17 protein-coding genes and 4 pseudogenes are annotated in these 21,499 nt (G+C 60.2%); 3 read left to right on the plus strand and 18 right to left on the minus strand.

Annotated elements, in window-relative coordinates:
- Positions 1-8 precede the first annotated feature (8 nt).
- The 5 genes and pseudogenes from adh to FJ443_RS24965 all read right to left on the minus strand — a co-directional run bounded on the left by adh (position 9) and on the right by FJ443_RS24965 (position 4,499).
- Positions 9-1,526, minus strand: a complete 1,518-nt coding sequence (gene adh, locus FJ443_RS24945; RefSeq protein WP_140522785.1) for an aldehyde dehydrogenase — start codon at positions 1,524-1,526, stop codon at positions 9-11.
- Between the two features lie 142 nt (positions 1,527-1,668).
- Positions 1,669-2,637, minus strand: a complete 969-nt coding sequence (locus FJ443_RS24950) for a GAF domain-containing protein (RefSeq protein WP_140522783.1) — start codon at positions 2,635-2,637, stop codon at positions 1,669-1,671.
- 198 nt (positions 2,638-2,835) lie between these two features.
- Positions 2,836-3,267 (minus strand): annotated as a pseudogene (locus FJ443_RS31790) (ion channel).
- 172 nt (positions 3,268-3,439) lie between these two features.
- Positions 3,440-3,979 (minus strand): hypothetical protein, encoded by a 540-nt coding sequence (locus tag FJ443_RS24960; RefSeq protein WP_140522781.1) that lies wholly within the window; start codon positions 3,977-3,979, stop codon positions 3,440-3,442.
- A 10-nt stretch (positions 3,980-3,989) separates the two neighbouring features.
- Positions 3,990-4,499 carry a hypothetical protein gene (locus tag FJ443_RS24965; protein WP_140666180.1) on the minus strand — a complete coding sequence of 170 codons (510 nt, stop codon included), beginning with the start codon at positions 4,497-4,499 and terminating at the stop codon, positions 3,990-3,992.
- 161 nt (positions 4,500-4,660) lie between these two features.
- On the opposite strand from FJ443_RS24965, the gene FJ443_RS32100 reads away from it, so the two are divergent.
- Both FJ443_RS32100 and FJ443_RS24975 read left to right on the plus strand, forming a co-directional pair.
- Positions 4,661-5,125, plus strand: a complete 465-nt coding sequence (locus FJ443_RS32100; protein WP_210239480.1) for a metalloregulator ArsR/SmtB family transcription factor — start codon at positions 4,661-4,663, stop codon at positions 5,123-5,125.
- Between the two features lie 68 nt (positions 5,126-5,193).
- Positions 5,194-5,637 carry a hypothetical protein gene (locus tag FJ443_RS24975; RefSeq protein WP_140522777.1) on the plus strand — a complete coding sequence of 148 codons (444 nt, stop codon included), beginning with the start codon at positions 5,194-5,196 and terminating at the stop codon, positions 5,635-5,637.
- A 661-nt stretch (positions 5,638-6,298) separates the two neighbouring features.
- Here FJ443_RS24975 and FJ443_RS24980 read toward each other — a convergent pair.
- From FJ443_RS24980 to leuC, 7 genes are all read right to left on the minus strand, one after another.
- Positions 6,299-7,129 (minus strand): ABC transporter permease, encoded by an 831-nt coding sequence (locus tag FJ443_RS24980; protein ID WP_140522775.1) that lies wholly within the window; start codon positions 7,127-7,129, stop codon positions 6,299-6,301.
- Positions 7,126-7,878, minus strand: a complete 753-nt coding sequence (locus FJ443_RS24985) for an ABC transporter permease subunit (RefSeq protein ID WP_140522773.1) — start codon at positions 7,876-7,878, stop codon at positions 7,126-7,128. The genes FJ443_RS24980 and FJ443_RS24985 overlap by 4 nt, the downstream gene beginning before the upstream one ends.
- Positions 7,875-8,693 carry an ABC transporter ATP-binding protein gene (locus FJ443_RS24990; RefSeq protein ID WP_140522772.1) on the minus strand — a complete coding sequence of 273 codons (819 nt, stop codon included), beginning with the start codon at positions 8,691-8,693 and terminating at the stop codon, positions 7,875-7,877. The genes FJ443_RS24985 and FJ443_RS24990 overlap by 4 nt, the downstream gene beginning before the upstream one ends.
- Positions 8,690-9,682: an ABC transporter substrate-binding protein gene (locus FJ443_RS24995; protein ID WP_181167710.1), complete on the minus strand. Its 993-nt coding sequence runs from the start codon at positions 9,680-9,682 to the stop codon at positions 8,690-8,692. Before FJ443_RS24995 ends, FJ443_RS24990 begins: the two co-directional genes overlap by 4 nt.
- 114 nt (positions 9,683-9,796) lie before the next feature.
- Entirely contained in the window at positions 9,797-10,675 is an 879-nt protein-coding gene (locus tag FJ443_RS25000; RefSeq protein WP_181165395.1) for an isocitrate lyase/PEP mutase family protein, read from the minus strand.
- Complete coding sequence (gene leuD, locus FJ443_RS25005) at positions 10,672-11,310, minus strand: 3-isopropylmalate dehydratase small subunit (RefSeq protein ID WP_140522766.1); 639 nt, start codon at positions 11,308-11,310, stop codon at positions 10,672-10,674. The genes FJ443_RS25000 and leuD overlap by 4 nt, the downstream gene beginning before the upstream one ends.
- Entirely contained in the window at positions 11,307-12,794 is a 1,488-nt protein-coding gene (gene leuC / locus FJ443_RS25010) for a 3-isopropylmalate dehydratase large subunit (RefSeq protein ID WP_140522764.1), read from the minus strand. The genes leuD and leuC overlap by 4 nt, the downstream gene beginning before the upstream one ends.
- A gap of 170 nt (positions 12,795-12,964) precedes the next feature.
- Between leuC and gcvA the strand changes: the two genes are divergently transcribed.
- Entirely contained in the window at positions 12,965-13,879 is a 915-nt protein-coding gene (gene gcvA, locus FJ443_RS25015; protein WP_140522762.1) for a transcriptional regulator GcvA, read from the plus strand.
- Positions 13,880-14,048: 169 nt separating this feature from the next.
- On the opposite strand, the pseudogene FJ443_RS25020 reads toward gcvA, so the two are convergent.
- The 6 genes and pseudogenes from FJ443_RS25020 to FJ443_RS25060 all read right to left on the minus strand — a co-directional run.
- Positions 14,049-14,217, minus strand: a pseudogene (locus FJ443_RS25020) (DUF4158 domain-containing protein); the annotation flags it as partial.
- Between the two features lie 591 nt (positions 14,218-14,808).
- The gene (locus FJ443_RS25035; RefSeq protein ID WP_140522758.1) at positions 14,809-15,159 is read right to left on the minus strand and encodes a DUF2200 domain-containing protein; all 351 of its coding nucleotides are present in this window, start codon (positions 15,157-15,159) and stop codon (positions 14,809-14,811) included.
- 796 nt (positions 15,160-15,955) lie between these two features.
- A complete protein-coding gene (locus FJ443_RS25045) occupies positions 15,956-16,648 on the minus strand; it encodes a hypothetical protein (protein WP_140522756.1) in 693 nt (230 codons plus the stop codon).
- Between the two features lie 47 nt (positions 16,649-16,695).
- Complete coding sequence (locus FJ443_RS25050; protein WP_140565795.1) at positions 16,696-19,629, minus strand: lysozyme inhibitor LprI family protein; 2,934 nt, start codon at positions 19,627-19,629, stop codon at positions 16,696-16,698.
- Between the two features lie 461 nt (positions 19,630-20,090).
- Positions 20,091-20,561, minus strand: a pseudogene (locus tag FJ443_RS25055) (cupin domain-containing protein).
- A 179-nt stretch (positions 20,562-20,740) separates the two neighbouring features.
- Positions 20,741-21,352, minus strand: a pseudogene (locus tag FJ443_RS25060) (molybdopterin-dependent oxidoreductase); the annotation flags it as partial.
- Between the last annotated feature and the right edge of the window lie 147 nt (positions 21,353-21,499).

Raw genomic sequence — 21,499 nt, forward strand, 5'->3', positions numbered from 1 at the left:
TGAGCCGATCAGAAGAAGCCAAGCTTCTTCGGGCTGTAGCTGACCAGCATATTCTTCGTCTGCTGGTAGTGGTCGAGCATCATCTTGTGGGTCTCTCGGCCGATGCCGGACTGCTTATACCCGCCGAAGGCCGCATGCGCGGGATAGGCATGGTAGCAGTTGGTCCAGACGCGGCCAGCCTGGATCGCGCGGCCGAAGCGATAGGCACGGTTGGCGTCGCGTGTCCAGACACCGGCACCGAGGCCGTAGAGCGTATCGTTGGCTATGCTGAGCGCTTCGTCGTCGTCCTTGAAGGTCGTGACCGATACCACCGGCCCAAAAATCTCCTCCTGGAAGATGCGCATCTTGTTGTGACCCTTGAACACCGTAGGCTGGACGTAGTAGCCGCCGGCCAGATCGCCGGGCAGAAGACTGCGCGCTCCACCGGTCAGCAACTCGGCTCCTTCCTGGCGGCCGATATCGATATAGGACAGGATCTTTTCCATCTGCTCGGACGAAGCCTGGGCGCCGATCATCGTTGCCGGATCGAGCGGATCACCCTGCACGATCGCCTCGACGCGCTTGAGGGCGCGTTCCATGAACCTGTCGTAGATCGATTCCTGGATGAGCGCGCGGCTCGGGCAGGTGCACACCTCGCCCTGGTTCAGCGCGAACATGACGAAGCCTTCGACCGCCTTGTCGAAGAAATCGTCGTCTTCGGCGACGACATCCTTGAAGAAAATGTTGGGTGACTTGCCGCCGAGCTCGAGCGTCACCGGGATCAGGTTTTGGCTGGCATACTGCATGATCAGCCGGCCCGTCGTTGTCTCGCCGGTAAAGGCGATCTTGGCAATGCGCGGCGACGAAGCCAGCGGCTTGCCGGCCTCGAGGCCAAAGCCGTTGACGATGTTGAGCACACCCGGCGGCAAAAGATCGCCGATGAGATCGGCCCAGAGCAGGATGGCAGCCGGGGTCTGCTCGGCAGGTTTCAGGACGACGCAATTGCCGGCCGCCAACGCGGGAGCAAGTTTCCAGCATGCCATCAGCAACGGGAAGTTCCACGGGATGATCTGGCCGACCACGCCGAGCGGCTCATGGAAATGATAGGCGACAGTGTCGTCGTCGATCTGCGAAAGGCTGCCTTCCTGGCCACGCACCGCGCCGGCGAAATAGCGGAAATGGTCGATGGCCAAAGGCAGGTCGGCCGCGGTCGTTTCGCGGATCGGCTTGCCGTTGTCCCACGTTTCGGCGCATGCGAGGAGATCGAGGTTTTCCTCCATGCGATCGGCGATGCGGTTGAGGATAAGGGAGCGCTCGGCCACGCTGGTGCGCGCCCAGGCGTCCTTGGCGGCATGGGCGGCGTCCAGGGCCGCCTCGATGTCCTGGCCGTCCGAGCGCGCTACCTCGCATAGCAGCTGGCCATTCACCGGCGAGAAGTTCTCGAAATAGCGGCCAGAGCGGGGCTCGGCCCGTTTGCCACCGATGAAATTGCCATAGCGCTTGTCGAAGGGCGCCTTGACCGAGCGTGAGAATTCAACCTTGTTCATGCGTCTTCCTCCCAAAGCTGACGTCGCGGGATGCGACGCTTCGAAAGACACTTGCGATTTTCGGCGGTGCTTGTCACCGCGCCGGTCACGCTGGTCGGGTAGGATGTGTCGCAGAATTGCGACAGTTATGAGAGCTTGGGCGTCAGTGTGACCGGCGGACATCCAGACGGTTGAGCTTGCGGTGAAGCGTCGCCCGGCTGATCCCAAGCGCCTGAGCTGCGGCTGAGACGTTCCCGTCAGCGCGCGCGAGCGCACGCTGGAGGGCTCCACGCTCTGCCTCAGCGAGAACTTTAGGGCCGATCTCAGCCCAGCCGAGCAGATCGGCGGCAGGCATTGGTTTGTCGAAACACTGCTGTGTGATGCCAAGCGCCAGGCGGGCCGAACGGGTCGCGCCGACCACGAGATCGTCCGCGTCAACGGCGATCAGCGCGCCAGAGCCTTTGTTGGTCACCGGCGCCAGCAGAATTCGCGCCTTCGGGAATGCCATCTTGAAGTTCTCAATCTCGATCCGGTGCACCGCGTCGACCACAGCCATCGAGATGAGATTGACAAAGGCTTCGGTCAGATCAGCCCGGCAGGACGACACGTCAAGCACGGCTACAAGATTCCCCTCATGATCGTGGATCGGAGCGGTGGTGCAACTGAGCAGCGTATTGCGCGTATGGAAATGCTGGTCGCGGTGAATTGTCAGCGGGCGTCGCTCAACCAGACAGGTGCCGATCCCGTTGGTGCCCTGCCTTTCCTCATTCCAGACGGAGCCAGTCCACAAACCCCAGGAATAAAACGTCTCGTCGTCCACGAGCGCGCCGCGCCGTTCGACAGGCACGCCGTCGCGATCGGCGAGCAGGACACAGCATCCCACGCCGCCTACTGCGAGATAGAGACGGTCGAGACTCGCTTGGGCAGCGCAAATGAGAGGTTCGATTCGTTGCCGGGCCTGTCCCAGTTCGGCCTCCGTCAGATAATGTGGAGGCCTGCAATCGGCTGGTTCGAGTCGATGCAAATTGGAAGACCGTCGCCAGGAGGCAACCAGGGCGGATTTCGCCGCAGCGTCCGACGCAATCGCCGCCTGGATGCGGTCGGCATGATGACCGAATAGATCTTCTCCCATGCTTATCCTCCCAACTCTGATGTCTTTCCTCCCGGTCTGCGGTTCGATCAGGTCATAGTCAATTCGTCCAAAGAAGCAGAAAGGCAGATCTCTCCCTCCTGCTGATCGTCGGCCAAATCATGGCTGACCCGATCGTAAGAGCGTACCAACAGAATGCCCGTACAGTATTGATCGGGAGCAAACCTGAGCACCAACTGGTCAGAAATGCTCGCCCGCCTTGGACGGTCCGATGCGGTGCCGGCTGCGATGAGACAGGCGGTCGACCAGCCGATGAGCAAGAACCCGTTAACGCATTCGAGTGCCGCCAGGACACGCCACGCAAGGGCAGGCACTATGTCGCCGTAGCCAACAGTCGAGAAGGTGATGGTGGAAAAAGTACAATGCAGTTTCAAAGTCGGCGAAGATGTTGAGCATCCGGTACAACCCCGCCCAAAGCCAGATCTTTGCCGTCATGACGGCAAAGAGACCCATCACCACGCGTCATCGCGACGATGCGGCTGCGGCGCCCGTGCATGCGAAAACGGGACACAAGGCACCCCCCACCGGGTGTGTGACCTCGATGAGGCCAAAGATATGAATCAGTACCGTCAGGCTGATCACGATGGTACCGATAAGGAGATTGAGAGCCACAGGCGAGTCTCTACCATTCGAGCTCACGACCAGACGTCGTGCGAGATCAAATCTGTAACGGGCATGCAGTGTCGTTGCCCCTCCCGAAGCCGCCCTGACTGATGCTCTGGAATTGCCGCCCCTTTGTCTCGGCCCAAGTGAGGTGAAGAGCGTTGAGGCGCCAAAACCAAACTCAATGTTGAATTACCTCGGCCCAAAGCTTCTTGGCGAAGCCGCGCTCGTCGAGTGCCCAAGTATCACCCGTGACCACAGCTTTGCCGTCCTGGCATTTGTAGGAATAGACGGTATCGTGGCCGCTCGCCGCGGCCGGCACGAAGTCTTCATTCGGGTTCGCCTTGCAGAATTCGTCAGCGCCAGGATTGTCGCGTGAGGCGTTCATCTTGGTGCAGGGCAGATTGGCGCCCACGAAGCAGGCCAGCAGCTTGCCATTCATGCAGCGATAGTGAACCTGGGTTTCGAGTTCCGGTTCCTCCGGCACGATCTTGGCATCTGGAAACAGCTTTTTGAACGCCCTGACCGTGCCGGCGTAAAGCGCGTGCGAATAGGGGAGGACCTCGTCGTCGTTCTTCACTTGGCGGCAGAGCTTGTAGAGATCCTTCGCCGGCGCCGCCATAGCGCTGCCGGTGGCGATGGCGAGCAACGCTAATGCCGACAGCGTAAAGAACCCCAGAGTTGAAAAACGCAAAAGAGATGTAAGGCGCAAAGCAGACATTTTGATATCCTCAGGAGAACACGCAGGGTTTGGCGTCGGGGCCGCAGATCAGGCGCCTGGCGAACTGGATGACAGCGGCGCGCAGACGGATGGTCACCAGCCAGTAGCCGGCACCGTATCCAGCGGCCATCATCAGCGGTAGTGCCAGCGCGAAGGCACTAGCCGGACGGGGTGCTGTGGATGCGGGGCCGATATAGACCGCCATCGTGACGAAGGCGCCGACGACATAGAGCCAGATCGATCGGGACCCGACCAGCCGGCGCACGATCTCAATGCCGACGGCGAAGACCAACATCAGATACGTGATGCCCAAAGTGTCGAGCAGGGCATCCGTCAGGAAGGACTGGTGGCCGATCCAGGTGTTCGGCACAAACCCAGCACCTAATGAGAAGAGACGCATCAGCCCGGCGACAGGAAAGCCGACCGCGTAAGGCACCGTGAGCATGGCCAGGTAGAAGAAGGCGATCGTGGCGACTATGTCAAAGGCGATCTTGAGCAAGGTTTTCAGGGCCGGGCGCATCTCGCCATCCTTCTTTGCCGTCCGCCATCGGCGGTCAGCCTTGTCTCCCGCCCCTGTAGCCCCGATCGAATTCGTTTCGTCATTTAGGTAATCAGCTTATCGTCAATGCGTCAACAATTAATTGATTGCCTAATCGACTTGCTGTCGTGTAGCATTGTCGTATGTCCATCCAACTCATCTTTGAGGCGCTGTCCTCGCCGGTACGCCGCAAGATCCTTGCCTATGTTGCGCATCACGAACTAAGCGCGGGTGACATCGCCGGGCGCTTCGACATGTCGAAGCCGTCGATCTCGCAGCATTTGCAATTGCTTGAGCATGCCGGCCTGGTGTTGAGCGAAAAGCGCGGCAAGTTCGTCTATTACCGCCAGGCGCCTAACACGCTGGCCTCGACGTTAACCGGCTTTGTGCAGGAGATCTGCCCGGTAGGCCGGCCGATCCGCCGCGAGAGCAAGGCACTGGCCAGGAAGGCAAAGGCGCCCGGCGCCAAGGATCAGCAAGTCGCCAAAATCCCGGTGGCAAAGGCCTCAGCCGCGAAGAGCTTGGCTGCAAAGGCCAAGGCGACGGCATCCGCGCCGCCGAAACGCGCAAGGCCCAGAACCAACAAGGTCAAGGAAAGGACTGCCTGATTGCCGCTGTCAATCCTGAATAGGGCCGGCGCGGCTGTGAATGGGCGGGCAGCAGAAAGGAGAGAACCATGCTTATGACCAGATCGGTCATGCTGAAAAGGCAATCCAGCTCGGACAGCCATCGCCGCGCCGGGGCTAAGCGTTCGCTCGCGGTCCTTGTCGCACTGGCGTCGTTCCTGCCGGCAGCCGTCCAAGCCAAGATGCCGAACGACTTCCTCGGCAAATGGTCGACCGATCCGCTGCGCTGCGAGCAGGAGAACGGGGAAGTCGATGTGCTGGAGGTTCTGCCGTCGGGATTGACCTTTTATGAGGTCGGCTGCGAATTCGGCGAACCGCACGTTGACGGAAAAACGCTGCGCGTTGCCGCCCAATGCTACAAGGGCGGCAGCCCGATGAGCGCAGGCACGGTCGAGCTCTCGCGTTCGGAGCCCAACAGGATAAGCCTGTCCCTGCACGGCTTTTCCTGGTCGTCCGATGATCCGGAAACATTCCAGCGCTGCCGCGCGCGATGAGCCGGATGAAATTGCGCTTCGCCTGACCGCCCTTGCCCGGAGAACTGTGGAGAAGTAATCTCCAAGCCCAGATCCTCATCACAGAGGCGATCAAGGCGAGCGCATCGTCCGTCGCCGGCTTCAAGGAAAGCCAGCGAGGTTTCGGAACATCAAGGCACCGCGGCGAAGGATGATTTGAAGATCCGGCCGCGACATGTCCGCAATGGCACTCGGCCGCACTCTCAAGCTCTTCGGCGAGAGATTCTCGGGTCATGGCACCGTTTGGCCGTACTGAAGACGACAGGGCCAGCGACATCTTTCTGAGTCCTACAAACGGCTGGTGCCGAATACAGTCGCCTTGTGCTCGTCCATCATCCAATCGACTGGCTCTTTGACGGAGGCGCTGTGAACGATGCTTTGACCTCTCGTGCAATCCTGCACCTCTTCGGCCACAAGCACAGACACCGTGCCGTGATGGAGGCAGTATATCCGCCTTGGAGCGGGCGCGGTGAAGCCTTCGCGGCACGACCAGCCGTACGATCCTGGCTACAACCTCATCCGTCTCGAATGCGGCGTTTCGGCTGTCTTATCGGCGAGCACTTCCATGGTTGCGCCGGGTCGTTTCTGAAGAGCCAAGCTCGACAAAGATTGCACGCTCAAAACAAAAAGATCCGGGGCTTAGCTAGGCGCGTCCATAAAGCCGCTGGTTGAGATAAAGCAGCAGGCTACTGGAGACGCCCGCAATGACGACGAGCAGGAAAGTGAGCGCCATGATGAGGTCTATGTTGTGCAAGCCGATTGCGTTCATCAGGAGGAAACCGAGGCCGCGCTGTGAGGCGAACATCTCGCCGAGCAGCGTCCCGATCAGCGTCAGCGAAAAGCCAATCCGGATGCCGGCGAAGATCTCCGGCATGGCGGCCGGCAGGACGATGCGCGCGATCATGTCGGCAGGGTTCAGGCGCATGACGTGCCCGGTCTTGACGTAAACGCGCTTGACGTTTCGCACTGCATTGATCGTGAAGAGTGCGATAGGAATGACGCCGTGGATCGTGCCGAATGCGACCTTCGCCGACATGCCAAGCCCAAAGGCGAGCAGCAGGATCGGGTAGAGCGTGATCTTGGGGATCGAATAGACTGCGACGAGCATGGGCTCGAGAACCTCGGCGATGGCGCCGTTCAGGCCAAGCGTGAAACCGATCGCGAGGCCGATGACGACCGCCAACAGGAGCGCGAGGCCGAAGGCCTGGGCGGTCTCGGTAAGATGAACCCAGAACTGCCCGGTTGTGACGAGATGGGCCGTGAAGCCGAGCGTCTCGAGCGGCGAGCGCAGCGCGACCTCTCCCACGATCCAATAGAGGATCTGCCAGAAGACGAGCAGCGCGACAACGAGGGTGACGCCGTTGCGCAGGCCGTCGGGAATATGGAAGTCCTGTGCGGCTGACCGGGTCTCGGTCGACGCAACCGTATCGACCTTGCCGGAGACGACCGCGTTGAGAGGCAGTTTGCTGCTCATCGAAGCCCCCGCCGGTTCATGAGCTTCTTCTCCCAGCGGGCGAGAAGCGCGTTGATGGTGATCGAAACGATCAGGATCAGCAGAATGAGCGGATACATGATCGCATTGTCGAAGTTGTTGTAGGCGAAGCTGATCTCGTAGCCCATCCCCCCCGTCGACATGATGAATTCGGCGCCGATGATGCCGATCAGCGAATAGGCGACGGCGAGTTTGGCCCCCGTGAGGATATAAGGTGCTGCACAAGGCAGGGTGATGCGCCACGCGGTCTCGACCGCAGACATATGGCCCATCTTGGCGGTCTTGAGGAACACCCGCGGCACCCGGTCCAGGCCATTCAACGTATTCACGATGACAGCGACGACGCCCAGCATGGTTCCGATGAAGATCTGCGGTGCGTCACCAAGCCCGAAGAGGATAATCAGGAGCGGGTAGAAAGCAAAGACCGGGATCGCATAGTAGGTCGCGAAGACCAGGTCGAGTGTGTCGCGCACACGCTCGAACTGATGGATGACGATAGCACTCGCGACCCCGGTGACAACGGCAATGACGAAGGCGATTGCGGCGTTGCCCAACGTCTTGGCAATCGCGGCATTGAGCGCGCCCGAGGCCAACATCTTGACGAGATCGATGACGATGCGGTGCGGCGGCTGCATCGTGAGGTGGGGGATGACCCCAACAAAGCACAAGACTTCGAGCAGGCCGACGAAGCCGACGACGATACCGATCCGCCAGAATGTGGCGCTCTTCATGCCGCCCCCTCCATCTTGCCGATCGCCTTGAGCGATTCCTCGCGCAGCGAACGCCAGAGCCGGGCTGTAATTGTCCCGAAGCGCTCCTCCTGCACGATGCGGCTGTCGCGATCCTTCGGCCAGTCCGTTTTAACGATATCGATGAGCCGTCCGGGTCGGGCCGACATCACCCCGATGCGATCGGCAAGCATGGCGGCTTCATCGAGCGCATGGGTGATGAGGAAGACCGTCGCGCCGGTCTTGCGCCAGAGGTTCAGCACCTCATCGCCCATCAGGAGGCGGGTTTGCTGGTCGAGCGCGCCGAACGGTTCGTCAAGCAGAATGAGCCGCGGCTCCGTCACTAGCGTCCGGGCGATGCATACGCGTTGGCGCATACCTCCAGACAACTGGGCAGGATAGCTCTTGGCAAAGAATGTGAGCCCCATCATCGCGAGCGCCCGCGCGATCCGTTCTTCGCGCTCCTGATGCGAAATCTTCATGCGCCGCAGCCCGAAGGCAATATTGTCGGCGACCGTAAGCCAGGGGAAGGAGGCATCTTCCTGGAAGACGACGCCGACGCCATCCGGTATCTGGCCGGCGATCGGCCGGCCTTCGAAGGTGACTTCGCCGCGGGTCGCGGTCGAAAGTCCCGCGACGAGTTCCAGTAGGGTAGATTTGCCGCAGCCGGACGGCCCCACCACGGCGAAGAATTCGCCCTGCTTCAACTCAAGATCGATCGCGCCGAGTGCGTGAACGGTGTCACCCGGCCGTCCCGGCCGGGTGAACACCTTGTCTACGCCGCGCAGCGCGACCTGTGCGCTTTGCGAAATGGTCATTTCAATTCCTTGATATCGTCTGGCAGGAACTGGGTATCGATTATTGCCTTGAGGTCGACGTCGCCGCTCAGGGCGCCGATCATCTTCTGCACCTCGACGGACTTCTCTAGCCCGTCCAGGTGGATCTGCCCCGTGCCCCAATATTCGATGCCGTTGGTACGGCTGTCCACGAGGTTCTTGACCGCGCTGCGCGCTACTTCTGGCTCGAGATTATACACCTTGGCGATGATGTCGCCTGCCTCATCGGGATTCTGCGCCATGAACTCCACCGCGCGACGGCGGGCGCGGATCACCGCCTTGATGAAATCGCCCTTTTTCTCGGCCGCCGAGCCAGCAGCGGCACCGAGCACATTGGCGATGGGCGGCAGCAGATCGGAGGCCTTGGCGATAGGCCGATACTTGTCCTTGAACTTCGACCACAGCGGTTCTGGAATGGGCGCGACGTCGACAAGCCCGGTGTCCAGCGCCGCAACGCCTTCGCCGAAACCGCCAGTCTTCACGAGCTCGGCGTCTTCAGTCTTGAGGCCGCCAGCCTGCAAGACCAGCGCTGCCAAGCCTTGGCTGGTGGAGCGAGGGTTGGTAAAAGCGATCTTCTTGCCCTTCAGGTCCTTGACCGATTGGATCGGCGAATCCGGCTTCACTGCCCAGATGAATTCTGCAACTGTCAGCACGTTGTCGCTGATGATCTTGATATCGGCGCCCTGCTGGATCGCCGCGATGATGGCATTCGGATTGACTTCCGCATATGGCGCGTCGCCAGCGAGCATATTGCGCAGCGTCGTGCCGCCGCCGGCCGAGGAAAGGATGCCTGTAACGTCGGCGCCCTCTTCCTTGAAGAAGCCCTTCTCCATGGCCACGGCAAAAGGCATTCCGTTTGCCGAGACGCCGTAGTTGCTCACAACGATCTGTTCGGCTTGCGCCGTGCCCGCCAGCGCCAGGCTGGCCGCAGCGAGAACCGCTAGACGCGAGAATGCATTCGATACTTTCATAAGTTCCTCCCTTTTCAATTCTCCGGGCGTCGCTAAGCCCGTGACTCTCTTTGCCATGCCAAGGCCACTGCTTGCGCGGCATTCATACCCTCGGAAAGGCGACTCCAGTACGTCCTACCTCGCCCCGGGAGTTTCGATCGCCCGCCAGTGGTCGAGATTGACTGCCTGATCCAGGATCCCGCGCACGGCCACGCCGTTGGCGAGCGGCTGCAGTGTTTCCGTCCCCTCGGCATGGCGCCGCAGCGCGGAGACTGCCTGCTGCATGACCGCGACCACGCGAAAGATGATGCTTGCCGGAAAGGACACCTGCGTAAAGCCCATGGCGCCGAGTTCGGCGGGGCTTAGCCAGGGCGTATCGCCGCCCTCGAACATGGCAGCCGACAGATAGGCGCCCTTGAAGGCGGCACCAACCTTCCGGTAATCCGCTTCGGTGCGGAGCCCCGCGATGAAGATGCCGTCAGCTCCCACGGAAAGAAAGCGTTCCGCCCTGTGCATAGCCGCGTCGAGGCCGAGCGGGCCATAGGCGTCCGTGCGGCCAATGATAAAAGTCTCGGGATACCTCCGTGCACCGAGGGCGGTACGAAGCTTCGCCTCGATCACCGCTTCCTCGACCACCGCGGCCGCCTTGTCGGCACGCTGCTGCTTATGGTCACGACTCTGGTCTTCCAGGAGAAGTCCGCGAACGCCGATCGCTTCATAAGCGGCGATCGTACGCGCCACGCTCTTCACGTCGCCATAACCGTCATCGGCGTCGGCAAAGAAGGGCAGCGATGATGCAGCCGCGATATCGCGAATGCCCTCGACCATGTCGGTCAGCCCGATCAGTCCAATGTCGGGATAGGCATGGCGGGCGGCGAGCAACGCCGATCCGCCTATGGCGAAGGCCTTGAAGCCGGCCTGTTCGATCAGCCTGGCGGAGAGCGCGTCATGTGCTAGCGGCGTAACGAGCGGCGTCTCCTGTGCCAGCGCCTCACGGATGGTCGTACGCGTCATGTGTTCCATTCCCCTTCCACGGGCCGGTAGATCCAGCCGCGACCTGTCTTGCCGGCGGCATAATAAGCCTCGATCTCGGCGGCGTGGCGAAGCGTCGTGTCGATTTCATCGTCGCCACGCACCAACGCCTCAGCGCGCATCGCCGGCACCCGGAAAGCGTAGATGTGCCCGTCCGGCGCAGCGATCTCCGACATCGTCAGATCGACCGTGAACACTGGGTTGCTGGGACGGCTCTCGACCGTTGCGGCCAGCGCGGCGAATGTCTCTGCGTCGATCAAGCCGGCAAGCAGGCCATTGCGAAAACTGTTCTCGTAGAAGATGTCGGCGAAGCTCGGCGCCAGCACGCAACGGATGCCGAACTGCTGCAATGCCCAGACGGCCGCCTCGCGTGAGCTTCCACAGCCGAAGTTCTCGTCCGCCAGGAGAATGCTTGCAGCGCGGAACGGCGGCCGGTTGAGCACGAAATCCGGCCGTTCGCGGCCGGCCTCATCATAGCGATGGCCGCCGAAGAGGCCTTTGCCGAGGTCGGCCATCGCGGACCGCAGATAGGCCGACGGGATAATCGCGTCCGTGTTGACGTTGCTCAGCGGCATCACTGCCACCACGCCATTGACACTGGCGAAGGGCTCTCTCATGCATTCCCCTTACGGACATCGGTGATGTGACCAGCGAGCGCCGCAGCGGCGACCATGGCGGGGCTCGCAAGATGGGTGCGACTGCGCGGCCCCTGCCGGTTCTCGAAATTGCGGTTACTGGTCGCCATGCAGCGCAGGCCCGGACCGACCACATCCTCATTAATGCTTACGCACATGGAACAACCCGCATCGCGCCACTCGAAGCCCGCTTCACGGAAGATGTGGTGCAGGCCCTTGTCTTCGGCTGCGCGTTTCACCGACATGGAGCCCGGCACGACGAGCGCGCGAACATTCGGAGCGACTTTCCGCCCGCGCACGACGGCCGCCGCCGCTTCGAGATCCGCAAGACGTGAGTTCGTGCAGGAGCCTATGAAGGCGATGTCGATCGGGATACCCTCGAGTGAACTGCCAGGCTCGATCCCCATGTAGCGAATTGCGGCAGCAGCGAGTTCGCGGCGCTTCACATCGGCAAAGGAGGCGGGGTAGGGGACATGCCCGTCGATGCCCGTGACGTCTTGCGGCGTCGTTCCCCAGGTAACCTGTGGAACGATCTTGTCGCAATCGATGGTGACGTCGCGATCGAAGACGGCGTCCGCCTCTGTCCGCAGCGTTCGCCAATAGGCCAGCGCGAGCTCGAAATCCGCCTCGGCGGGTGCGAATTCGCGGCCACGGACATAGTCGAAGGTCGTTTCGTCAGGGGCTATGAGGCCGAGGCGCGCACCGAACTCGATCGACATGTTGCAGAGTGTCAGCCGCGACTCTGCGGAGAGCGCCCGCACCGCCGGCCCCGCGTATTCGACCGCCGCCCCGCGACCTGCGGCGATGCCGTATTCGCCGATGGTGCGCAGGATCATGTCCTTGGCGGTTACGCCCGGCCCGAGCGTACCCTCGTAGGAGACACGCATGGTCTCCGGCCGCGCGAGCGCAAGCGTCTGCGTCGCGAGCACATGCTCGACCTCGCTGGTGCCGACACCGATGCCAAGCGCGCCGATCCCTCCGACGGTGGAGGTGTGGCTGTCGCCGCAGGCCAGCACGCTGCCCGGCAGTGCAACTCCCAGTTCCGGCGCAATCACGTGCACGATGCCTTGGCGCGGATCGCCGACGCCGAAGTGGCGGATGTGGTGCCGATACGCATTCGTCCGCATCAGGGAAAGGAGCTCGCGGCCTTCCGGATTGGTGTTCTCGGTACGACCCGGCGCCGTGGAGATGATGTGGTCCTGGGTTGCAAGGGTAAGCTCCGGATGACGCACTTGCCGTCCGGTTTTTTCCAAACCCGCGAAAGCGGCGGCGCACGTCGTCTCCTGCAGCACGTGCCGGTCGACGAAGATGAGGTCGCGCCCGTCATCCAACTGCCGAACGAGATGGGCGGTCCAGATCTTCTCGAAGACGGTCTTCGGCCCAGTGGAGGAGGCCGAAGCTCGCGCCGAAGACGTTGCAACGGCTGCTAAGCCATCTGCTTGCGTCGGCGGCGCGTGAACTGGCATGACTTTTCCTCCCACATGAGTCGTGAAACCCGCGACTTCTGGCTTTTGGCTCCGCCCGGTGTTCGCGCAATAATGCGTCCGTTAGAGTAGATTTCTGCTGACGGTAACCTCCTCCGGCCCTAGGGTACACCCACAATTTACTCTTTTGCCATCAGGAAAAGGCATAGCACATGTCGCGCCGACTTCCTCCCTTGAATGCCTTGCGCGCCTTTGAGGCGACGGCGCGCAACGGCAGCCTGACACGCGCCGCCCAGGAACTCTCAGTGACCCAGGGTGCGGTCAGCCGCCATCTGCACCAGCTTGAGAACTGGCTCGGCACAACCTTGTGCCTACGGCTCAGGCGCGGAGTAGAGACGACGTCCGAGGGGGCGGCTCTGGCTGCTGTGCTGCGCGTCGCCTTCGACCAGATCGAGGCGCAGACGCGGCGCATTCAGGAAAAACCGGAAGGCAACAGATTGCGCATCAAGCTGCCCCCGACCTTCGCCATCCGCTGGTTCGTGCCGCGGCTCGCCCGTTTTCACGCACTCAATCGGGATGTGGACGTGCAGATCACTACTTCGCACCAGCAGGTCGATTTCGATCGCGAGGAGATAGACGTCTGCATCCATTCCGGCTCGGAGCCTCCACCGGGCCTCTATTGCAGGCGATTGTTCGGGGAGATCGTGCTGCCGGTCTGCAGCCCTGGCCTGATTGGCAGCTCATCGCCTCTCGTCGAGCCGAAGGATCTGGTCCGTTACGTCCTGCTCTGTTCGATGCACAGACCGGATGACTGGCCTGCCTGGCTTCATGCCGCTGGCGTGACGACGGTCGACGGCAATAGCGGCCTCAAATTCGAGAATTCGGCGCTCGCCTACCAGGCGGCTACCGATGAACTCGGCATCGTGATGGCGCAGCGCGCCTTCGTCGAGGACGATCTGCGCACGGGACGCCTGATCGCACCCTTCGGTTTGAGAGTGCCGACGCAGGGCGCTTACTATCTGGTGTATCCGCGCGCGACGCGGCGGACGCTCCTGATCCGCACTTTCGAAAACTGGATTGTGCAGCAGGCGACCGAGTTGGAAGAGGCCGCCGATGGAGCTCGTTGAAGTCGGTGACTTGCTTGAGGTTGGGTGGCGCCGGTCGCAGGGGTTTTGAAATGTGTGGCGCGACCCGATCAATCGCACCGTTTGCCCGTGGCTGTCGGTCCCGGATTTGTGCTGGCTCGAACATTTCCAAAGCCGCTCGCGTAGCCGACCGGACTTGCATCTATTTGCCGGCAACATAGTCGAGCATCGCTTTCGGTGGAACCTCATTAGGGGCCAGTGGCCGGCCGGGGTAGCGCATTAGGCAAAGTTGGATGGCAAAGCCGAGTTGATTGGGTTCACGGCGCCGTAGCTGGTTTTCCAGCAAATCGGCCGGGCGAAAGAGAATAGTGGCGGATCATGCCAGCCGTCGCGACTCGCTGATCGGGCGCATGAATCTGGGCCAGAAGCTCACCGACGATGCTGTGACGATGTTCATCAAACTGATGAGTCGGCTGTTCTCGCAAGCTAATAACCGCAAGAAGCAGCGGCACGTTGGCGGATGGCCTCATGCCTGCTGCAATCGATGCACGCACCCCATGTAGTCGTCAGCCGAGGTGAACTGCCAGTCTATTTTCCGGCTCTTCCGGTCGCCGACGCCGATAGGCTGTGATCTCTATCTCGACTTTCAGTTCGGGCTTTCCCAAAGGCATACACAGTGTCGTGTTTGCTGGATGGATACCGCGGAACTTTTCGGCCACAAGCCGGTTGACGATCTCCTTGTCCTGACGATCGGGCACAAAGACGTGTACGACGACGACATCCTTCGGAGAGGTCCCGACCGAAGCAAGCGCGCCTTCTATATTGAAGAACGCATGCTCGGCACTTCACTCTTGGGCCGTTGCGGGGTTCCCCATCGGCCGAGACGTGGGGCTCGGCCGCAGGAGACGGCATTCCCCTTGCGCATCCGCCGAGGTTTGATCTGCGTCGGGTCGAAAACCGCTTTGCGCGAACTATGCGCGGAGTATCTTGTCCATCACTTTGCCCTTGGCGAGCTCATCGACCATTTTGTCTAAATATCGGATCTCCCGCATTGTGGGTTCTTCGATAGTTTCGATCCGGACTCCGCAAACGACGCCGGTTATCATGGACCTCGATGGATTCATTTTGGGCGCTTGTGCGAAGAAGTCCTCATAGGTCGTCTTTTTCTCAATTTGGCCATTGAGCGCTTTTTGCGAGTAACCTGTCAGCCAACGAATTACCTCGTCGACGTCAGCCTTTGTGCGGCCGTTCTTCTCCGCCTTGGCGACGAGAAGGGGATACACCTTGGCGAAGCTCATCGAATAGATGCGGTGTTTCGTCATTCATCGCCCTCTTGGTGCCAAGTGGTATTTTAGATCATCCCGACGAGGCGCAGGAAACGATAAGTTCACGGCGTGTCGTAGCAGCCTGTTCTTCGGGCGCAAGGTGCCCGCAATCCTTAATAGTGGCGCAGCGGATGCTGCGAATGCCAACGCTACGAAAAGCCGTCGATATAACGATTGATGTCGCCAGGCTCATCCGCGCCGCGAATGTAAAGCAGCGGTGTTTCGACAAAATCTTGAGCTTCTCCCCCCGCCCTGTTCTGGGCAGCTGCGGTGAGAATGCGCGACTACCAATCAAATCCGACGCGAAGGGCATCTGGTCTTGCATAGGCCGCGCATAAAGCGTGGTCAGGGGCAGGTCCCGCCATCGACGTAGATAAGCCCGACATCGGCTGGAGTGGCACGCGCCGTCAAGTGGAGCGTGGATGAGCTGCTCGATGCCGACAGCCGACCTCTCGCTTGCGGCCCCTAATTTCACCTTGACGGAAGAATCGCTCAGTTTTCAGACCCGGACGGAAGTCGCATCATTCTTGCGGAGCCACCCTCGAGGCTTTTCAAAAGATAACAAGCCCGAAGCGCGCCCTCTCATCAGAACGATAACCATTGCGGTGTTCGGACGTTGTGGCCCACTGGCGGGAGAGGTGCTCTCATCGGACCGATCGGGCAAAGCGGAGTTGCTCCGGCTAGAGGAACTGCCCTATGATCCGGTGCGGGGATGGCCGACGGGAATCGGCGGCTGGTTTGTCCGGGCCGGCATGAACCGCTGCAATGCCCGGCTGAACAGCTACGCTTTCGATCAATTGCAGTTGGTTCCGGAAGATCGGGTCGTGGAAGTCGGATTCGGCGGTGGGACGGTACTGCCCCGGCTTCTCCGGGACGCAGTATTCGTCTGCTCCTTGCAGAAATAGATGATTGCTCCAAGAATTTGTCCTTCCGCACCCAAGGCCCATGCCGTCTTGTCATCACCCAACGCGTCCGGGATCGCGCCGTCAGTGGTAACGAGCTTCTCGTTCAGACAGCCAGCATAGGCGTCATCGCCCTCGGAAGTGACGCGCGCCAGCTGAGTATTCACCGCGATCGTGGCAGCACCCAGCCTGGCGGCATCGTCCTGGTACTCGGAATGGAAAGCGTCGGTAGGATGAACGCTCACGTTATCGCGCGCCAGGTCGGGGTATGCCGCCAGCGCGGCCGGATTGCACGTTTCGGAAATCGCCTCAACGATGGACTGTTCGACGCCGGTTTTTGCGGGGGTGATTGTCGAATAAAGCTTGATTTTGAAGGCATCGTAGACGGGCAGGAAGGCCGGGCCGTGCTTCACAAAGTTCTTCTCGATACAGCCGGCCAGCTTTCCGTTCTGGAGCCGCGCGCTGCGCAAAACCTCTGTAGAGAATGCGATCTGAAGATCGGTATCCTGCCTGCGGTAGTTGACAAAGAAGTCGTAGAGGGATGTCGCCCGTGCCGGCGCAAGCGACATGCCAACCGACAGCATGGCAACTATCAGTCGCGCGGCCAATGTACCAGAAGAACAAGGTGGTGCTACTGCTGGCACTTTCTTAGATCCTCACTGACGCTCGGCAGAAGGTTGACCACGGTCGAGTAGTTCCGGCGCGGATCGGACTTCAGGTAAGCGCCTTCAACCGCAGTCAACCGCTGTTCAAGAATAGGACCTGCGCAAGCACAATAAGGCGCCGTCTCGGGTTGGTTTGCAGGTAGGGCCTTCGTACACATCTCGGCTACGCCCAGTTTATCATTTGGAATTCCGCTTGTCGGGTCTGCGAGGAATTCCTCGGCATTTGCAAAAAAGGTTTGCATGTCGGGGTCTTTACAGGAAATGTCGGTGACGAGTTGTCCATCGGCCTCGGCGCGATCCTGAGCGGCCGCGTCTCGGACCATGTCGTTCATGAACTGCCCGGGGTTATTGAGGGCTTTTCCAAGCCACTGCCCCTCCTGCAACAGGAACTCTGCATTGTTGTTCTGAGCATCTTCGCTGGTCCCGAATACGCCCGATCCCAGTCCTCGCTGAAGCACTGCTCGCAATAATTTTTCCGTGAGGGTTCCCGGGCAGGCCTGATTGATCGGCCTGACCATCCCCACGATAGCGGCGAAGGCGTCCGCCTGATCGTTTCTGAGCGCTAAGAAATCGTGATCAAAAATCGCCCCCACAAGCTGCCGATTCTTCAACTCGGGGGAGTGGAAGATCGAAGCCACATTCTGGCCATGGCTGGCTGGTGATGTCCCGGCGACCGCGGCACTGCCCGTCGTATGGGCCGCAAACCATCCGTCGAGGCCGCGCATGTAAGCCTGCCACATGGGAGATGTCATGACGTCGGAATGGCCGGATTGGAGCTCCGCGACGGCGCTCGATATGGTCCCGATCTCGCCGATGTCCGTGGCTTGGGTCACGACGCTCGCCAGCCCGGCCACGACTTGCGGAATTACGCCGTCTATCTCCTGCGAGGCAGATTGCATGGCGGTCTTGTAGGAAGCGAATTCTGAAAATCTCCCGAGCTCGTTTTCGGTCTTGCTCTTCCACTGTTGCAGGTGGCTGAGCGAGAATATGTCCGCCCCGACGTACTCGACATGGGTGCGGCCGAGCGCGATTATCTCCGTCAAATCCGCATTGACGATCCCGATAGCGACGGTCTCAGCCGAAGCGACTTCTGCGGCTTGGTCCGCACTTCTCAGGGCGTCGATCATATCCGCAATGACGCTCAACCTGTCGAGCGGTCTTGGACTGCCTTGCTTTGCCGGTGGCTCCGCATGCACGGCGACGATTGCGATCTCCGCCTCGCGGTCGATCAGGGGCTTGAGCACGGCTTGGCGAACCTGCATCAGCACCGGCTCCAATTGCATCTCGAGCGGCGAGACATATGCCCGCAATTTCATGAAGCCATCGGCCGTCGCACTGAAATTTGCCCCAGCCTGGGCCACCTGTTTGACGCGGTTCTCCACGGTGGAGATGATCGCCAATTCGCCATCTTCGTCACCTAGATGGTTCAAGTACGGAAGTATTATTTTCACCAGCGCGGGGCTGTCGTCGAAATAGAGCGGATGAGCCAGGCACTCGCGCGCAAGCTCCGTCCATCTGAACCAGATTTCCTGGTCTCCTTTCTGTCGCGTATCCAGTGTGGTCAGCGGACGCCCCAGGAACTTCCTGGTCATCGAATCGTGGAATGCGCTGGCGATCAGCAGCTTCATGGGGGGGTCTGTCGTAATGTTCTTGGTCAGGTCGAGTTTAGGCGCGCCAGTTTGAATCTGATGCGACCACGCCAACATGCTCACGCAGAACGGAAGGCCTTGCGCCGGTACATATGCCGGATCGGCTTTAGCGTGCGAGATCGCCTGCAGGACCGCCTCAGGAAACTTCTTTCTCTGCAAACGCACCTCACAGGATGGCGCAAGATGCATCGCCAGCGTGGATCCGCCATCCTCAAGTTCCACGTTCGCGGATTTGGGAAGCGTGACGAAATCATTGTTGCGGATGATGCTCATTTCGGAGAGATCGATGGTGCCGATGGTCAGGTCGTATTTTGCTGCGTATCGCACGATCGTCTGCTGATCTCCCCGCGACATCACATAGGCGGAATTCGCCTTATCGATCGACCCAAGGACAACGAAGTCATACGTCGTATTCTTCGGCGCGCACGGCGCAGTGCCTTCCCAAATCTCCCGATCCGTAGGCTCGACAGCAACTCCGTCCTCGATCGATAGCGTGTCCGCGTTCGTAAGGGCGGGACCGGGACCAGAGGAAAGAGCACTGCCCACTAGTTCGCGCAATTGCGCCTGACGCTCAGGAGGGAAATTGGGCGCGATAAGTTGTAGGAGAGTGATGTCGCTAACAGCAATGGGATGCCCGCCGATTTCTTTCAAGGTTGTCTGCCACCAATCGTCCATTACCTTGGAATATCTTTGCTGCTGATCTGCGGTAAGGAATTGAAAATACGATCTTAACCTTATGTCGTAATTCTGGAAAAATCGGAGATCACGAATGTCCCTTGGCAATTTTTGAATCAATTGAACAAGCACGTCGGCGTTCTGAACGTAAATATCGTTTTGGCTCGGAAGCTTCAGAACCTGCTTGCGAGCGTCCCCCGCCAGTCTTGCAGCAGGTGTCGTAGACGCAGATGCCGCTGTGCTGCCTGGAACTGCCTGCGCGGTGGCACCCAGTTGGGACAGTTCGAAAATCCGCTCCCTGTACAAAGTGGAAACGCATGTCGGAGCGGTGCATTTGTTTCTCTGCTTGATCCAACGTTTCTGAGCAGCCACGAGTTCCGGTGCCTTCCGGCCGTCAATCGCTTGAAAAGCCGCGTACAGTTTCTCGTCCAGATCGGAGAGCAATGCATCAGCACAGATCATGCGCTCGACGGAAAGTCTCGCACGAGAACAATCAAAGCTTGCTCCTGCAGCCTTTTGTGGCGCATCCAAAAGGAGAGCGGCGGCTGCGACGCAGAGCGTCATAAAAATTCGCATAGCCGCCCTCCGGAAAAGTGTCGTTCCAGCACAACCACTGCCGCAACCGCCATGCCGCAGATCGGGATCGGTTGCCTGCAGAAGGATGCTCCCGCCCAAACCTCCGCGCCACCTGATACCCAGAATCCCGCAGTATCGACGTACAAATCCGATTATAGGCAAGGCAGGATAGCCTCGGTCATCTCACGTATCGACACAAGTACGCCTTTCGGAGAGCGACTCTGTCCGACGAGCGAGGCAAGCTCCCTTGTCTTGGTTTTGATCTGCGTTCGGAAACCCTGCTCTCTTGCAGCTAGTCTTGACTTCTCCGCAGCCGCGCGAGTTCTCGTCTCATTGCCAAAAATGCCCGCTTGCCCAGCGCGCGCAAGTTGTGCACTTGAGACTATCTTGGCTAGTCTCGTCAGTGCCGGCGGCGACCTCGTCTGGGTCCACACCACCCTGTCGTTTTCGAGCCTTCGTAGCTATTTCGTCTTTCGAGGATCGTCGGCCGGATTGATGTACTTTATGCCCCACGGGCCGTTAGTGGTGAGCTGGAGCACCGTCTCTTCGTCGAAATATGCAAAATGCGCCATGCCTGGCGGCAAAGCGAAGTAGCTGCCCGCAGGAATTGCTTTGACGGCGCTACGGTTGGCGGTCTCGCCCATGCCAAGATTAATGGTTCCCGATATTACTGTGTCAACTTCAAGCCCCGGATGCGTATGGGGCGCGATCGCATACCCAGCCGGCTATTTGAGCCGAAGGGCAAACGGACCTTCCTTGGCCGGATCGCCGTACAGGATTGCCAACTCTGCTCCAGCAGGAAGCGTTTTGGGGCCCGGACCCCACTTAACCTCGCTGGGAGTGGTCACAGTGTGCGCGTCCTCGGCCGAAGCAAAGGGGGCGATTGCGCAGGATATGATCCAGCCGACTGCAAGTAGCGATGCAACTTTCATGGTAGCCTCCCGTCTAGGCGGGCTACCCATTCCGGCGGCGTGCCGGGTTGGGCTCGCCAAGGTCCGCGCGTCACACCTAGGCAAGCGATTTGTCGGCTCAGTATAACCGCTGCCCTTGGCGAAAGCGCATGCGAGTCTCGCGCATGCGCTTCACCCAAGGGAATTTTCGAGCACGCTTCTCAAACGATATTGACGTGCCGCGTTACCTGGCCATTGCTCTCCCAGTATGTGTGCTTTTTTGCAATCAAAGGATCGTCCATAGCCGGTTGAACTTGCCCCTCTGTACTGACCGCCCGCGAGGTGACGCTGTGCTCCCCGGCGGAGGGCTTGGGCCAGTTGACCGACCATATCTTCCAAGCAAAGTCCGCCTTGTCCGTCTCATCGATGGCCGCCAGCATCCACGGCCCATCGTCGACTTTCACCTCAACCCGGTCGATCGGCGCGCCCCAGGCGGCCCCGACAATGCGATAGTCATTGCCGATATGAGTGACCCGGGCCGGTGCCGATTTCAGCCGCGCCCGCCCGACAGAAGTCTCCACCCATACAGTCTCGCCGTTGTGGTCCTCCTCGCGCCGTGTGACGTAGTCGCGTCCCATGAAACGGTTCTCGAAGCGCTGGTCGCGCACATCGATACGCTGTAGCCATTTCGCATTCGCGATCCCATACCAGCCAGGCGCTATAAGCCGCAACGGGAAGCCATTATCAGGCGGCAAGGGAGTCCCGTTCATCTCGTAACAAAGGATGTTTTTGGGATCCATGGCGTCGGCCAGCGACATGCTGCGGGCGCCCCATTTGTTGTCGTGGCGAGGGTTGCGGCTCGGAATCTTCCGCATCACGCCTTACACTCGGTTTGCGGTTCAACAAGCTCCGCCACAGGCGAAATGGACAGGACGGATACGATTGAACGGCAATGACCGTGGAATCGGACCCCGCATTTC

The sequence above is a fragment of the Mesorhizobium sp. B2-6-1 genome (assembly GCF_006440475.1).
In the GTDB taxonomy this organism is placed as follows: Bacteria; Pseudomonadota; Alphaproteobacteria; order Rhizobiales; family Rhizobiaceae; genus Mesorhizobium.